Annotated in this window: 12 protein-coding genes; 10 read left to right on the top strand and 2 right to left on the bottom strand. The window is 62.5% G+C overall.

The features are described 5' to 3' along the window. The first annotated feature begins 331 nt into the window (after positions 1-331). Together LJ738_RS17765 and LJ738_RS21540 are read left to right on the top strand one after the other, a co-directional pair. Positions 332-2,140, top strand: coding sequence for a hydroxysqualene dehydroxylase (locus tag LJ738_RS17765; RefSeq protein ID WP_227787706.1), 1,809 nt, complete (start codon positions 332-334; stop codon positions 2,138-2,140). Next, a complete protein-coding gene (locus tag LJ738_RS21540; RefSeq protein WP_317206810.1) occupies positions 2,137-3,690 on the top strand; it encodes an ATP-binding protein in 1,554 nt (517 codons plus the stop codon). The genes LJ738_RS17765 and LJ738_RS21540 overlap by 4 nt, the downstream gene beginning before the upstream one ends. Before the next feature lie 44 nt (positions 3,691-3,734). Here the strand turns inward: LJ738_RS21540 and LJ738_RS17775 are convergent, their stop codons facing one another. Continuing rightward, positions 3,735-5,591 (bottom strand): glycoside hydrolase family 35 protein, encoded by a 1,857-nt coding sequence (locus LJ738_RS17775; protein ID WP_227787707.1) that lies wholly within the window; start codon positions 5,589-5,591, stop codon positions 3,735-3,737. Positions 5,592-5,704: 113 nt separating this feature from the next. On the opposite strand from LJ738_RS17775, the gene LJ738_RS17780 reads away from it, so the two are divergent. From LJ738_RS17780 to eutC, 3 genes are read left to right on the top strand one after another with little or no spacing between them, the layout of a single operon-like run. After that, positions 5,705-5,914, top strand: coding sequence for a hypothetical protein (locus LJ738_RS17780; RefSeq protein ID WP_227787708.1), 210 nt, complete (start codon positions 5,705-5,707; stop codon positions 5,912-5,914). A 47-nt stretch (positions 5,915-5,961) separates the two neighbouring features. Next, a complete protein-coding gene (locus LJ738_RS17785) occupies positions 5,962-7,362 on the top strand; it encodes an ethanolamine ammonia-lyase subunit EutB (protein WP_227787709.1) in 1,401 nt (466 codons plus the stop codon). A gap of 35 nt (positions 7,363-7,397) precedes the next feature. Further along, positions 7,398-8,177 (top strand): ethanolamine ammonia-lyase subunit EutC, encoded by a 780-nt coding sequence (gene eutC, locus LJ738_RS17790; RefSeq protein WP_227787710.1) that lies wholly within the window; start codon positions 7,398-7,400, stop codon positions 8,175-8,177. A gap of 51 nt (positions 8,178-8,228) precedes the next feature. On the opposite strand, the gene LJ738_RS17795 is transcribed toward eutC, so the two are convergent. Further along, the gene (locus LJ738_RS17795; protein ID WP_227787711.1) at positions 8,229-8,711 is read right to left on the bottom strand and encodes a DinB family protein; all 483 of its coding nucleotides are present in this window, start codon (positions 8,709-8,711) and stop codon (positions 8,229-8,231) included. A 292-nt stretch (positions 8,712-9,003) separates the two neighbouring features. On the opposite strand from LJ738_RS17795, the gene LJ738_RS17800 reads away from it, so the two are divergent. The 5 genes from LJ738_RS17800 to LJ738_RS17820 all read left to right on the top strand — a co-directional run bounded on the left by LJ738_RS17800 (position 9,004) and on the right by LJ738_RS17820 (position 12,823). Then, complete coding sequence (locus LJ738_RS17800; RefSeq protein ID WP_227787712.1) at positions 9,004-9,495, top strand: hypothetical protein; 492 nt, start codon at positions 9,004-9,006, stop codon at positions 9,493-9,495. Positions 9,496-9,665: 170 nt separating this feature from the next. Continuing rightward, the gene (locus tag LJ738_RS17805; RefSeq protein ID WP_227787713.1) at positions 9,666-10,217 is read left to right on the top strand and encodes a hypothetical protein; all 552 of its coding nucleotides are present in this window, start codon (positions 9,666-9,668) and stop codon (positions 10,215-10,217) included. A 217-nt stretch (positions 10,218-10,434) separates the two neighbouring features. Then, entirely contained in the window at positions 10,435-10,776 is a 342-nt protein-coding gene (locus LJ738_RS17810) for a hypothetical protein (protein ID WP_227787714.1), read from the top strand. Between the two features lie 26 nt (positions 10,777-10,802). Next, positions 10,803-11,264 (top strand): hypothetical protein, encoded by a 462-nt coding sequence (locus LJ738_RS17815; RefSeq protein ID WP_227787715.1) that lies wholly within the window; start codon positions 10,803-10,805, stop codon positions 11,262-11,264. 326 nt (positions 11,265-11,590) lie between these two features. After that, a complete protein-coding gene (locus tag LJ738_RS17820) occupies positions 11,591-12,823 on the top strand; it encodes an NADP-dependent isocitrate dehydrogenase (protein WP_227787716.1) in 1,233 nt (410 codons plus the stop codon). The last annotated feature ends 102 nt before the right edge of the window (positions 12,824-12,925 follow it).

Here is a 12,925-nt window from a genome sequence, read left to right on the forward strand (position 1 = left end):
GCCGTGGAGTACTTGTCCCATAAGTGCGTGCGAAATTCCAGCCCGGAAAATACACCATCACTCTTTGGGACTATACACCTAATCGAGCTGGCTATCCTAAAAGCACATCGGATACGAGTTGGGCTGCTGAGCCCCACTTGAAGGCAGCTTGTGGTCACTTAAAAATCGAATTTGGGAATACCCAAGGGCCGCCCACGTGCCTTTGCTGACCAAAAACAGGCTATGGCGAGCCACACCCATTAAAATTGGTTTGTGTTAAGATTATATAGTATGTTATTCTTGAGTTAATTTCAGCCCCTAAATCATGACTATTGGCATTTAAAGCTTTTCTATGGATTCTACTTCTTCTCCCGTCATCCGAGTTGCAGTATTGGGAGGAGGGGTAGCGGGCATGAGTGCGGCGCACGAACTGGCCGAGCGCGGCTTTTCGGTGGACGTATACGAGCGCCAGCCCCACTACGTAGGCGGCAAGGCCCGCTCGGTGGACGTGCCCCACACCGGCACCGAGGGCCGCCCCGACCTGCCGGGCGAGCACGGGTTTCGGTTTTTCCCGGGCTTCTACAAGCACGTGACCGATACCATGAAACGCATCCCGTACGGCACCAACCCACAGGGCGTGTTCGACAATCTGGTGGCTTCGGAGCGGGTGCTGCTGGCGCGGTTTGGAAAGCCGCCGCTGCCGGCGCTGGTCAACTTTCCCAAGAACCTGGCCGACCTGGAAACGATTTTTCAGGACCTGACCGGAGCCGACACGGGCCTCAACGCCAGTGATATTAAGCTGTTTGCCGGCAGCTTGTGGCAGATTCTTACCTCGAGCTACGAGCGGCGGCAGCAGGTGTACGAGCGCCAGAGCTGGTGGCAGTTTATGCAGACCGACGAGCAAGGGCACCGCGACGGTTACCCGGACGGCGCCGTGACGCCCTACGAAACGTACTGCGTGGGCGGCCTCACGCACTCGCTGGTAGCGGCGCAGCCCAAGTTGATGAGCATCAAAACGGGCGGCGACATCCTGCTGCAGCTGCTGCTGCTCACGGCCAACCCCGAGGCCCACACCGACCGCATCCTCAACGGGCCCACCAACGAAGTTTGGCTCAACCCCTGGCTGGCCCACCTCACGGGGAAGCTGGGTGTGCGCTACCACCACCACCGCTACGTCACGCGCTTCGACTGCGACCCGTACACCCGCCGCATCACGGCCGCGTACGTGCGGCCAGACGTGGGCGACGCCGAGGAGAAAATTGAGGCCGATTACTACGTCGCGGCCATGCCCGTCGAGCGCATGGCCCCGCTCATCAGCCCCGACATGCTGAAAGTGGACGAAACGCTGGGCTTTATCAAAATACTGGCCGCCCCGGAAACCCAGGCGCTGAACTGGATGAACGGCATTCAGTTTTACCTCAACGTGGACGTGCCCCTGGCGCCGGGCCACATCATCTGCCTCGATTCGCCGTGGGCGCTGACGGGGATTTCGCAGGCTCAGTTCTGGCCGCAGCACCCACTGTCCGGGTACGGCGACGGCCAGGTTAAGGGCCTGATTTCGGTGGACGTGAGCAACTGGTTTGAGAAAGGGCTGAACGGCAAACTGGCCTCTGACTGCACCCTGCCCGAAGTGGTGGAAGAAGTGTGGGCCCAGCTGAAAAAGAGCCTCGTGCAAGCCAGCGGCGAATGCCTGCTGACCGATGCGATGCGCGTGGGCTACTACGTCGATTCCGACATCGAGCCCGATACCCACCGCCCCACGCCGCCGCCCGTGCAGAGCCCCTTTGCCACCATGCACAACACCGAGCCGCTGCTCGTGAACACGGCCAATTCCTGGAGCCTGCGCCCCGCCAGCTTTTGCGGCATCGAGAACCTATTTCTGGCCTCCGACTACGTGCGCACCAATACCGACCTGGCCACCATGGAAGGCGCCAACGAGGCCGCGCGCCGGGCCGTGAACGGCATTATTGCGGCCAGCGGCAGCAGCGCGCCGCTCTGCAAAATCTGGCCCCTGCACGAGCCCGACGTGCTGGCCGTGCTGCGCTGGGAAGACCGCCGCCGCTTCGCGAAGGGCCTGCCCTGGACCGATAAATTGAGCTGGCTGGGGCAGGTCTTGCACGAGGCCAATCACTTGTACCATAAAATCCGAGGTTTCCGTTGAGCGCCCCCATTCCGTCTATATCACCCGCTGCTAGTGCCGCTGCTGCCGCTCCCATTTCGGCTGCCCGGCCGGGGCTGCTGCCGGCCTTGGGTCGTTTTTTCGCGGCCCTCGCTGAAGGATTTAATCGCCTGAGCGCCTGGTTTTTTCCGGCCAGCTTTGGCGGCGCGCTCGATGAGCGCCGCCAGGCCCGCATCATCCTGAATTCGAATTTGCTTACCATCCTCTTCTCGCTCAACTTTCTGGGCCTGAGCTGGTGGGGCACGTATACCCCGGGCCTGATTATCATGTCGGGCAGTGCGGTCGTGTTTTTGGCGCTGGCGCTGGGGTTCCGCTACCGACTGTATTCGTACACCACCTTCGGCTACCTCTACGTGGCGGGCGGCATCCTTACGGTGGCCCTGAATAGCTACTACCAGGGCGGCTACTACGCGGCCACCACACCCTGGCTGGTGCTCTGGCCGCTGGCGGCCACGTTCTTGCTGGGCCGGCGCGGGGGGCTGATATTCTCGCTCGTGAGCCTGCTAACGGTGGTCTTTTTTTGGGTGCTGGTGAACCAGCACATCCCGTTGCGCAGCTACGTGCCGGTGGTCAAGCTGCACTTCTGGCATCTGGACATTCTGGTGGGCATGATGCTCATTATCCTCATGCTGGCTTTGGTGTTCGATAACATCAACTCGCACACCCTGCACATCATCAGCGAACAAAACGTCCTGCTCTCGGAACGCACCGCCCAACTGGAGCAGTCGCTCACCGACCTGAAGGAAGCCCAGACGCAGCTGATACAGAAGGAGAAAATGGCCTCACTGGGGGAGCTCACGGCCGGCATTGCCCACGAGATTCAAAACCCGCTCAACTTCGTCAACAACTTCGCCGAAGTCTCGGCCGAGCTGGTGACCGAACTCCAGGAAGCGCAGGCGGCCGGCGACGCAGCCGAAGTGGTGGACCTGGCCGGCGACTTGGGCAAGAACCTGGGCAAAATCCAGCAGCACGGGCGCCGGGCGGCGGGCATCGTCAAGGGCATGCTCGAGCACAGCCGCACCAGCACGGGCGAGCGCACGCCTACCGACTTAAACAGCCTCTGCGACGAATACCTGCGCCTGGCCTACCACGGCCTGCGCGCCAAAGACAAAAGCTTCAACGCCACGCTGAATACCGACTTTACGGCGGACCTGCCGACGGTGCGAGTAGTGGGCCCGGACGTGGGCCGGGTGCTGCTCAATTTGTTCAATAATGCCTTCTACGCCGTGCGCCAGCGCCAGCAGCAGGGCGACGCCAACTACCGCCCGGTAGTAGAAGTAAACACCCGCCTGGTCAATCAGCAGGTGGTGATTCAGGTGCGCGACAATGGCATCGGCATGAGCAACTCCGTGCGGGAAAAGGTCTTTCAGCCCTTCTTTACCACCAAGCCGCCGGGCGAGGGCACGGGGTTGGGCTTGTCGCTTTCGCACGACATCATTGCCCAGGGCCACGGCGGCGCGCTCACCGTGGAGAGCCACGAAGGCCAGGGCACGACCTTCTCCCTGGGCTTGCCCGTGACCAGCCCGGCCTAACGGCTGCCCTGGTCAGCCCCGGTTTTGCTATTCAGCTGGTTTGCTTACGGCTGCAGCTCGCTCAGGATGGGGTGGGCCAGGCTGGGCAGCGTGGCTTGCTGCGGCTTGAGCAGCTCCAGTACCGTGATGTCGTTGGCGCCTTTTTTCAGCCACTCGGCGGGCACGTACAGCGTTTGCTGCGGCCCAATGGCCCAGTAGCGGCCCAGGTGGTGGCCATTGACCCAGACGCAGCCTTTGCCCCAGGCCCGCATGTCCAGGTACGTGTCGGCTGGGGTGGCGAGCGTGAACGTGGCCGAACGCAGCACCGGGGCCGCCGTGGCCGCCGGCGCTGGGGCCGTGCCCTGGGCCACCACCGGCGCCGTATCGAAAGGCAGGCGATACATACGCCAGTCTTTTACCTCCCGGCCATCGAGGCGCACATTCTGAGTGATGCCTTTGGTGTTCTCCAGCAGGTACTTGCCAAAATTGATGCGCCCCATGTTCTCCACTAATATATCCAGCTGGACCGGGCCCTTCGGCAGGGCGAGGCGCAGGCTGTCCTGGTTGAGGCGGCGGTCGAGGGTGCCCACGCGCTGGCCGTTCACCAGCACCACGGCGTAGTCGCGCAGCTCGGTAATTTTCAGCAGCTGCGTGCGGCCACCCGGCACGGTGGCGCGGTACAGCACAAAGCCATACGCCTGCCGGAGGCCTTCGAAGGTGAGCGGCGTGCTGCTGAACACGGGCGCGGGCAAGCGGCTGAGCAGGCTGGCAACCCGGGTGAGCTGCAGGGTGGGCAATGCGGCGGCCAGGCGGGCCGCCGGCACCGGCGGAAGGGGCTGCCCCGCGGGCCGGTACTTGGCAATGACCTGGCGGAAGGCCAGAAACTTGGGGGTGGCGTTGCCGGCTTCGTCGAGCGGCGCGTCGTAGTCGTAGCTGCTCACCTGCGGCTCGTAGCGGGTGGTGCCGCCCTTGTAGTTGGCCCCGTTCATGAAGCCGCGGGTGCTGCCGCCGTGAAACATGTACAGGTTGATGGATAGGCCGGCTTTCAGCACCGAATCCAGCCGCGCCGTGTACTTCTCGGCCGGCACGGTGTGGTGAGGGGCGCCCCACCAGTCGAACCAGGCCGGGTACCATTCGGCAATGAAGTACGGACCCTGTCCGTTGTGATTGGCGCGCACCAGCGCCTTCACCTCCCGGGGCTGGTCGAGGCCGTTTACGGCGGGCAGCAGGCCGGGCAGGTGGCCCGCAGCTACGTCATTGGCCGGGTCGCAGGTATAGAGCAGGCCGTCGAAGCCGACCTGCTGAAACAGCTGTTTGTTGAGGGCCAGGTACTGCTTGTCGCTGCCGTAGGAGCCGTATTCGTTTTCTACCTGCACCATCAGCACCGGGCCGCCGTGGTTTACTTGCAGCGGCGCCAGCTGCTGGCCCACGGCCTGAATGTAGCGCCGGTAGGCGGCCACGTACTGTGGCTCCTGGCTGCGCACTTTCAGGCCGGGCACGTTCTGCAGCCAGTACGGGTAGCCGCCAAATTCCCACTCAGCGCACACGTAGGGGCTGGGCCGTAGCACCACCCACAGGCCTTCTTCCTGGGCCATGCGCACGAAGGCAGCCACGTCATTATTGCCCTTGAAATCGTACTGGCCCGGCTGGGGCTCGTGCGCGTTCCAAAAGACGTAGGTGCCAATAGTATTTAGCCCCATGGCCTTGGCCATTTTCAACCGCGAGCGCCAGGCTTCCCGCGGGATGCGGGGGTAGTGCAGCTCGCCCGAAATCATCTGAAAGGGCTGGCCATCGAGCAGGAAGCTCTCGGCCCCCAGCGCAAACGTGTGCCGGGGAGCTTGCGCCTGGGCTACCAGACAGCAGGCGCTCAGGACACTTAGCAGCAAGAAGTGGCGAAACCCTTTGCGGAGCGCGAAGTCCATTTTAGAATTTTGATGGGTTTTTAGAACTGGTAAGGCTGGTACTGCGCAGCCGTGGTTTAGCCACTGCAGAAAGCCGAGCAGCAAAGAAGGCTACTGCCGCCCTCACAACCCTTATGCACTCTCCTGACAGCCGACCGGCGGATGCGGATTTTGCAACGGCCACGGTTTATAAAGAGAAACAAGCGTGGCTTTCGGCACCAAGCGGCAGCAGTAAAAACAACCTACTGCTGGCCGGCTGGGCGGGTTCGGCTACCTGCGTTTCCGTCCTTACCTTCAAGGGGCAAACTGCTGCGATGCTACCCTTGCAAACTGCATCATTATAAAACAGGAGAACCTCGCCGTCCACGCACTTGCCTACTTCGCTCCGGCTATGCCCTACCGCCACACCATTGACAGCCGCACCTACGTTTTCGATGACCTGAAAACGCTGCTGGCGCGGGCCTCGCCGCTGCGCTCCGGCGATGTGCTGGCCGGGCTGGCCGCCACGACTGCCGCGGAGCGCGTAGCAGCTCAATTTGCCCTGGCCGATGTGCCCCTGCGGCAGTTCCTGACCGAGGCGCTGGTACCCTACGAGCAAGACGAAGTCACGCGCCTGATTGTGGACACCCACAATGCGGGCGCGTTTGCCGGCATCGCCCACTTCACCGTGGGGCAATTGCGCGACTGGCTAGTGTCAGACGCGGCCGATGCCGCCTCGCTGCACGCGCTGGCGCCGGGCCTGGCGCCGGGCCTGACGCCGGAGATGGTGGCCGCCGTCTCGAAGCTGCTGCGCAACCAGGAGCTGATTGCTGTGGCCCGACGCTGCGAAGTGGTGACGCGCTTTCGCAACACGCTGGGACTGCGCGGGCACCTGGCCACGCGCCTGCAGCCCAACCACCCCACCGACGATTTGCGCGGCATCGCGGCCAGCCTGGTCGACGGCCTGCTCTACGGCAGCGGCGACGCCGTTATCGGCATCAACCCCGCCACGGACAGCCCCCGGGTGGTGCACCAGCTGCTGCAGATGCTCGACGAGGTGCGCGAGCAATACGCCATCCCGACCCAGACCTGCGTACTCTGCCACGTCACGACCACGCTGGGCCTCATTGAGCAGGGCGCGCCCGTGGACCTCACCTTTCAATCCATCGGCGGCACCGAGGCGGCCAACCAGAGCTTCGGGGTGAGCCTGGCGCTGCTGCAGGAAGCCTGGGAGGCCACGCTGGCGCTGCGACGCGGCACGCTGGGCCAGCACGTGATGTACTTCGAAACCGGCCAGGGCAGCGCCTTGTCGGCCAATGCCCACCAGGGCGTTGACCAGCAAACCTGCGAGGCCCGGGCCTATGCCGTGGCGCGCCGGTTTTCGCCCCTGCTGGTCAATTCGGTGGTCGGCTTCATCGGCCCGGAGTACCTCTACGACGGCAAGCAAATCATTCGGGCGGCGCTGGAAGACCATTTCTGCGGCAAGCTGCTGGGCCTGCCCATGGGCGTAGACGTGTGCTACACCAACCACGCCGAAGCCGACCAGGACGACATGGACACGCTGCTCACCCTGCTCGGCGTGGCCGGCTGCAACTACATCATGGGCGTGCCCGGCGCCGACGACATCCTGCTCCACTACCAGTCCACCTCTTTCCACGATGCGCTGTACCTGCGGCAGGTGTTGGGCCTGCGCCCGGCCCCGGAGTTTGCAGCCTGGCTGGAGCAGCAGGGCATTTTCACGGCCCACGGCCAGTTGCTGCCGGCGGCGGCCGCCGCCCGGCGGCTGGGTCCCCTGCCCTCCGTGCTGCGCTAGGCTCAATCCTCCTACCAACCTAATAAACCGTCTCAATGTCCAGCCCAATTGTCCTGCCCCCGCCCGGTGCCGCGCCGGAACCCGACCCTTGGAATGCACTGCGGGCATTTACCGCCGCGCGCATTGCGCTGGGGCGCAGCGGTACCAGCGTGCCGCTGCGGGAGTCGCTGGCGTTCCGGCTGGCCCATGCCCACGCCCGCGACGCGGTGTACTCTGCCCTGGCCCTGGAGCCACTGCGTGCCGGCTTGGAGCAGCTGCAGTTCCCCTTCTGCGCGGTGCAGAGCCGCGCCCAAACCCGCGAGCAGTACCTGCAGCGCCCGGACTGGGGCCGACAGCTAACCGAAACTTCCCGGGCGCAACTGGCGGAGCTTGCCATTGGCGAATCCGACATCGCCGTGGTCCTGGCCGATGGCCTGTCGGCCACGGCCGTGAACGGCCACGCTCTGCCGCTGCTGCGACAGCTGCTGCCGATGCTGAAAGCGGCTGGCTTCCTACTGGCCCCGATTACGCTGGCCGAACAGGCCCGTGTAGCGCTCGGCGATGAAGTGGGCCAGCTACTAAGGGCGCGGCTGGTGCTGATGCTCATTGGCGAGCGGCCCGGGCTGAGCGCACCCAACAGCTTGGGCGCCTACTTCACCTACGGCCCCCGGCCCGGCCTCACCGACGAGGCGCGCAACTGTGTGTCCAACATCCGCCCCGAAGGGCTGACTTACCCGGCCGCGGCGGCCACGCTGTTTTACCTGCTGCAGGAGGCGATGCGGCGGCAGCTTTCCGGGGTTGGGCTGAAAGATGAGTCGGACTTGCGGTTAGGCTAATTCCGGGCGGTGGGAATCTTAAAGAGGTTCCAGCGGGCAGCGGCGGCTAGCTCAATCCCAGTTGTGCAGGAGGCGCCTCACCAGAATGATTTGCCCGGTGTGGTAGGCGGTATGGTCGGCGATGAGCACGGCTTCCCGAAACAGCGACTGGCCCGTGCCCTGCGGCAGGGGCGCAAATAGGTCCTGCGCCGGCTCATCGAGCACGGCCAGGAACCGGTCCCGGTCGTGCGCAATCTGCTTGAGCGTAGCCTGCAAGCCTTCGGCAGTACCGGGCGCATCCGGGCCGGGCCAATACTCATCCGGCCACGAGGGCGAGACGTGGGCCGGGTTCAGGCAGAACTCGACAATGTCCCACTGCGTGATTCGAATGTGCTCCACCAGCTGCCAGAGGGTATAGGGCAGGTCCGGCACGGAGTGGTTGAGCAGGTTCGTGGGGAGTTTGGCACAGGCCTCGGCCAGGGGCACGTGGGCATTGCCGTGGTGAAGCAGCTGCCGGAGTTCGTCGACGATGCGGGCGCGGGTGGTTGGGTCCATGGGTGGGGCGGGGTTGTGGTGAAGGCCGGAAGTTAGCCATCTGCGCGGGTTGGGCTAGAGCAGATGAGGCTATTCATACATTGCACCGGACCTGCCCGCTGCGGGAGGCTTTGACAGGCAGGCCACTACCTGGCTCCGTTGTCGTGGTTCAAAAACAATGTCACCGGCATTGCGCATTAAAACCCGCTTTCAGGACCTTTTAAAGGGCTTTTTAATGTACTAGCAAAGTACCGCCCGTTTGTGACAGCGCCTTTCCACGCCACAAAACGCCCGCCCCCTCCTGCTCCAAGTCATGCGCCTTCGCTACCGTTGGTTGTTGCTCCTGCTGCCCATCGGCTGCGGGCCCACGGACCCGCCCCCCACGCAGGCGCCGCCCGACGAGGTCGTGGCGCCCGCACCCGTCGCCACACCCGCTCGTGCCGTCAAGCCCGTGTTTGATGTGCCCGCTCTGGCGCGCCTCAACATCGACCAGCTTCGCGCCGCCCTGGGTCCCGTAGCAGGCCATGATGACACCGAACCCACACCGGAAGAACGCAAAGAGGGCATCGTGGAGTGGGCGAAACAATTCAAGCGCGATACCACCACGCTGCGGGTAACCTACGACGTAAACACCCGCCAGGTAATCGACTTCTTCATCACCAGCGCCCACGGCCGCGCCACCGACTATGTCCCGTGGCTGCAGCTGGCCCACATTTCGCCCCAAGACCCGCGCTGGAGCATCGAGCCCTTTGCCATACCTGGTCGGCCCGGGGTTTACCTCGGGGTGCGGGTAGCTGCTAAGTAGCTCAACTACTCTTGTGGCTATTCGAAACACAACAAAACCAACTGACTTACAGCGCGTTTGCAGTACCGGTGTTGTCCCCGCTGCGCCCGCCATCCGGCTGCCTGCTACCAATTGGGTTACTCCCAGACGCCAGTCCCAGCCATTGAGCTAAACCACCCACCTGCCAAACCATGGTTGCGCTAACTCCCGGCCTGTTCGTGGTGCCCGTCGGCGCATTGGCTGGAGCGCTGGGCCTGTATGCCTATTTCCTGAAAAGGGCCACGAATAAACCGGTGTTTAGGCGGTTTGTTGGGACGGGAGCGGTGCTGGCTTTTCTGCTCAATTATGCCTGGGAACTAAGCCACTGCACCTTATATCAGGGCATCAGCTACGACCTGCCGCATGTGGCCTTTCTAGCCCTGGCCTCGCTGGCCGATACCATTATGGCCGGGCTGCTCTACTTCGGCTTTGCCCTCGTGTATCGCAATGGCCTTTGGGCCCGGCACCTGCCGGCCGAACGCATTTTCTGGCTGGTGGTAGCGGGCGGCACCGGCGCCATCTTATCGGAAGTCGCCCATCTGGCGGCGGGAAATTGGGCCTACGCCACGCGGATGCCCATCATTCCGGGCATCGGAGTAGGCCTGACCCCAGTGTTGCAGTTCATGGTCCTTCCCGTTTTGATTTATAGCCTGAGCGCCCGCTTCACCGCGCCCAGCGCAGCACCGCCCTCCCGCTCCAGTTGAAGGCCGATAAGGTCCTGGGTTATCGTTGCGAAGGCGATGGTTCTCAGTTACGGCGCCCACCGCGAGCAGCCCGGAAGCAAAGTCTGACAAACCTCATCCTTTTCGATGAGCCAAGTCAAGGCATGGCATAAAATGGGGCCCGACCTTTGCACTACCCCCGGAAAGCACTCCGGGAATAGCAGGTGCTACTTCTTCGACTTTACTTTTTCAACGGGCCATGAATCCAGAATTACAGCGCAGCTTGGACAATAATGCCAAGCAGTGGCAGGCCCTTTCGCTTTCTATTTCATTGGCGGAGAAAACGGGCTTCGATGCCCTGCACGACGGTTTTTTTGCCACGCACGGCCCCAATTTTATGGCCCACGTATACCGCTCGGCTATCGAGCAGGTGCTGCAAAACATCCCCGATGCCGAGCGCAGCAAGCTCCTCGCCGCGCTGCAGCACGCCATGGAAGGAGCCATTGCCAAACACGCGTACGCCCTGCCTACTGCCGCCAATTGCCTGGCCTGCCACTCCCAGACTCTTGTAGTTGGCCGGCTGGAGCAAATAAGACTGTAAGCGCCTCGCCGCCTCTTTCGATTCCCATGAAAACTGCCCTGCTTCTATGTGCCATCCTGCTGCGGGCCGGTGCCGGCCTGGGGCAGCAAATCACGCCCGACCTGGTTCCGCCATTGGCCTTCGTGGAGCTGCAAAAGCAGTACCCGCTGGCCGCCAACGTGCGTTGGGCCAAAACCCACGGCCTCTACGAGGCCCGCTTCGTTCTCGACCAGGCTCCGCACGTCATTCGCTACCGCCCCAACGGCGATTTGGAAGCCACCGTGACCGACCTGGCGGGCACCAGCGCCCTGCCCGCCCCGGTGCAGCGCATGCTGGGCCTCCGCTACTCGGACCTTACCTTTTGCAAAGTGGCCAAAATCGAGAATGTGAAAACGGGGGATGTCACCTACGAAACCGAATCCTGCGACACGGACAACCCCGATGTCATCACCTTTACCCCCGACGGCCGCGAGGTGCATCGGCCCCGCCCCAAGCACCGCCCGCAGTAGGCCGCTGGCATTGCCGGCAAGCACATCGGCTTGCAGCTATAGCGGTTTACGGGAGTGTATTAAGGGCATGAACAGGTGCCCGGGCCGGTTAATACCGTCGGGTGCAGTGAGCTAACCAGTTGGCTGATAAACGGCAACCGGGCGCGCTCTTTTTCAACCAACGAAAGCTGGAGGGTGAATACCGGGGCCGGGGTGCTATCGGCAAGCAAATGTCGCTTAATATTGGGCTTGAGAATGGCCTTTGCCATGACGTTGCGTAGCCGGGCACGTCCCAGGGGAGCGTGCCGGCAACGCGATGGAAAAACCCAAACCCGCAAACAGCTAACATGGCAAAAATTAAAGTAGCGAACCCGGTGGTTGAGCTGGATGGCGACGAAATGACGCGCATCATCTGGAAATTCATCAAGGACAAATTGATTACGCCGTATCTGGACTTGGATATCAAGTATTTCGATTTGGGCATTGAGCACCGGGACGAAACCAACGACCAGGTAACCATCGACTCGGCCAACGCCATCCGCCAATACGGCGTGGGCATCAAGTGCGCCACCATCACGCCCGACGAGGAGCGGGTGAAGGAGTTCAACCTCAAGCAGATGTGGAAGTCGCCGAACGGCACCATCCGCAACATTCTGGATGGCACCGTGTTCCGCGAGCCCATTGTGATGAGCAACGTGCCCCGCCTCGTGCCCAACTGGACCGCTCCCATCTGCATCGGCCGCCATGCCTTCGGCGACCAGTACCGCGCCACCGATTTCGTGACCAAGGGCAAGGGCAAGCTCACCATCACCTTCACACCCGAAGACGGCGGCGAGGTGCAGTCGTTCAACGTTTTCGACTTCAAGAGCGACGGCGTGGCCCTGGCCATGTACAACACCGACGAGTCCATCCGTGGCTTCGCGCACGCCTGCTTCAACCAGGCCCTGATGAAAGGCTGGCCGCTGTACCTGAGCACCAAAAACACCATCCTGAAGAAGTACGACGGCCGCTTCAAGGACATCTTCCAGGAGATTTACGAGCAGGACTACCTGGCCAAGTTCAAAGAAGCCAGCATCACCTACGAGCACCGCCTGATTGACGACATGGTGGCCTCGGCCCTGAAATGGAACGGCAACTTTGTGTGGGCCTGCAAAAACTACGACGGCGACGTGCAGAGCGACACCGTAGCCCAGGGCTTCGGCTCGCTGGGTTTGATGACCTCCACGCTGGTAACGCCCGACGGCAAAACCATGGAAGCCGAAGCCGCCCACGGCACCGTGACACGCCACTACCGCGACCACCAGGCCGGCAAGCCTACCTCCACGAACCCCATTGCCAGCATCTTCGCCTGGACCCGCGGCCTGGAATTCCGCGGCATTCTGGATGGTAACCAGGAGCTTATCGACTTCTGCAAAGCCCTGGAAACCGTGTGCATCGAAACCGTGGAAAGCGGCAAGATGACCAAGGACCTGGCCGTTTGCATCCACGGCAACAAAGTGGAGCACGGCCGCGACTACCTCTACACCGAAGAATTCCTGGCTGCGCTGGACGAAAACCTGAAAATCAAATTGGGCCAATAAGTCTTTCGCCACCTCAATAAAAAAGCCCACCCGGTTATCCGGGTGGGCTTTTTTATTGAGGCTTTTTCTATTGAGCGAATGGGCAAACCGCCAACCATTCTG

The organism is Hymenobacter plasmatis, assembly GCF_020711255.1.
Taxonomy (GTDB): domain Bacteria; phylum Bacteroidota; class Bacteroidia; order Cytophagales; family Hymenobacteraceae; genus Hymenobacter.

What these genes read in the sequence shown, in the direction of transcription:
- LJ738_RS17800 (WP_227787712.1), top strand. Translation starts at nt 9,004, where the DNA reads ATGCGCCTTCGCTACCGTTGGTTGTTGCTCCTGCTGCCCATCGGCTGC.
- LJ738_RS17765 (WP_227787706.1), top strand. Translation starts at nt 332, where the DNA reads ATGGATTCTACTTCTTCTCCCGTCATCCGAGTTGCAGTATTGGGAGGA.
- LJ738_RS17780 (WP_227787708.1), top strand. Translation starts at nt 5,705, where the DNA reads ATGCACTCTCCTGACAGCCGACCGGCGGATGCGGATTTTGCAACGGCC.
- LJ738_RS17815 (WP_227787715.1), top strand. Translation starts at nt 10,803, where the DNA reads ATGAAAACTGCCCTGCTTCTATGTGCCATCCTGCTGCGGGCCGGTGCC.
- LJ738_RS17810 (WP_227787714.1), top strand. Translation starts at nt 10,435, where the DNA reads ATGAATCCAGAATTACAGCGCAGCTTGGACAATAATGCCAAGCAGTGG.
- LJ738_RS17820 (WP_227787716.1), top strand. Translation starts at nt 11,591, where the DNA reads ATGGCAAAAATTAAAGTAGCGAACCCGGTGGTTGAGCTGGATGGCGAC.
- LJ738_RS17795 (WP_227787711.1), bottom strand. Translation starts at nt 8,711, where the DNA reads ATGGACCCAACCACCCGCGCCCGCATCGTCGACGAACTCCGGCAGCTG.
- eutC (WP_227787710.1), top strand. Translation starts at nt 7,398, where the DNA reads ATGTCCAGCCCAATTGTCCTGCCCCCGCCCGGTGCCGCGCCGGAACCC.
- LJ738_RS17775 (WP_227787707.1), bottom strand. Translation starts at nt 5,591, where the DNA reads ATGGACTTCGCGCTCCGCAAAGGGTTTCGCCACTTCTTGCTGCTAAGT.
- LJ738_RS17805 (WP_227787713.1), top strand. Translation starts at nt 9,666, where the DNA reads ATGGTTGCGCTAACTCCCGGCCTGTTCGTGGTGCCCGTCGGCGCATTG.
- LJ738_RS17785 (WP_227787709.1), top strand. Translation starts at nt 5,962, where the DNA reads ATGCCCTACCGCCACACCATTGACAGCCGCACCTACGTTTTCGATGAC.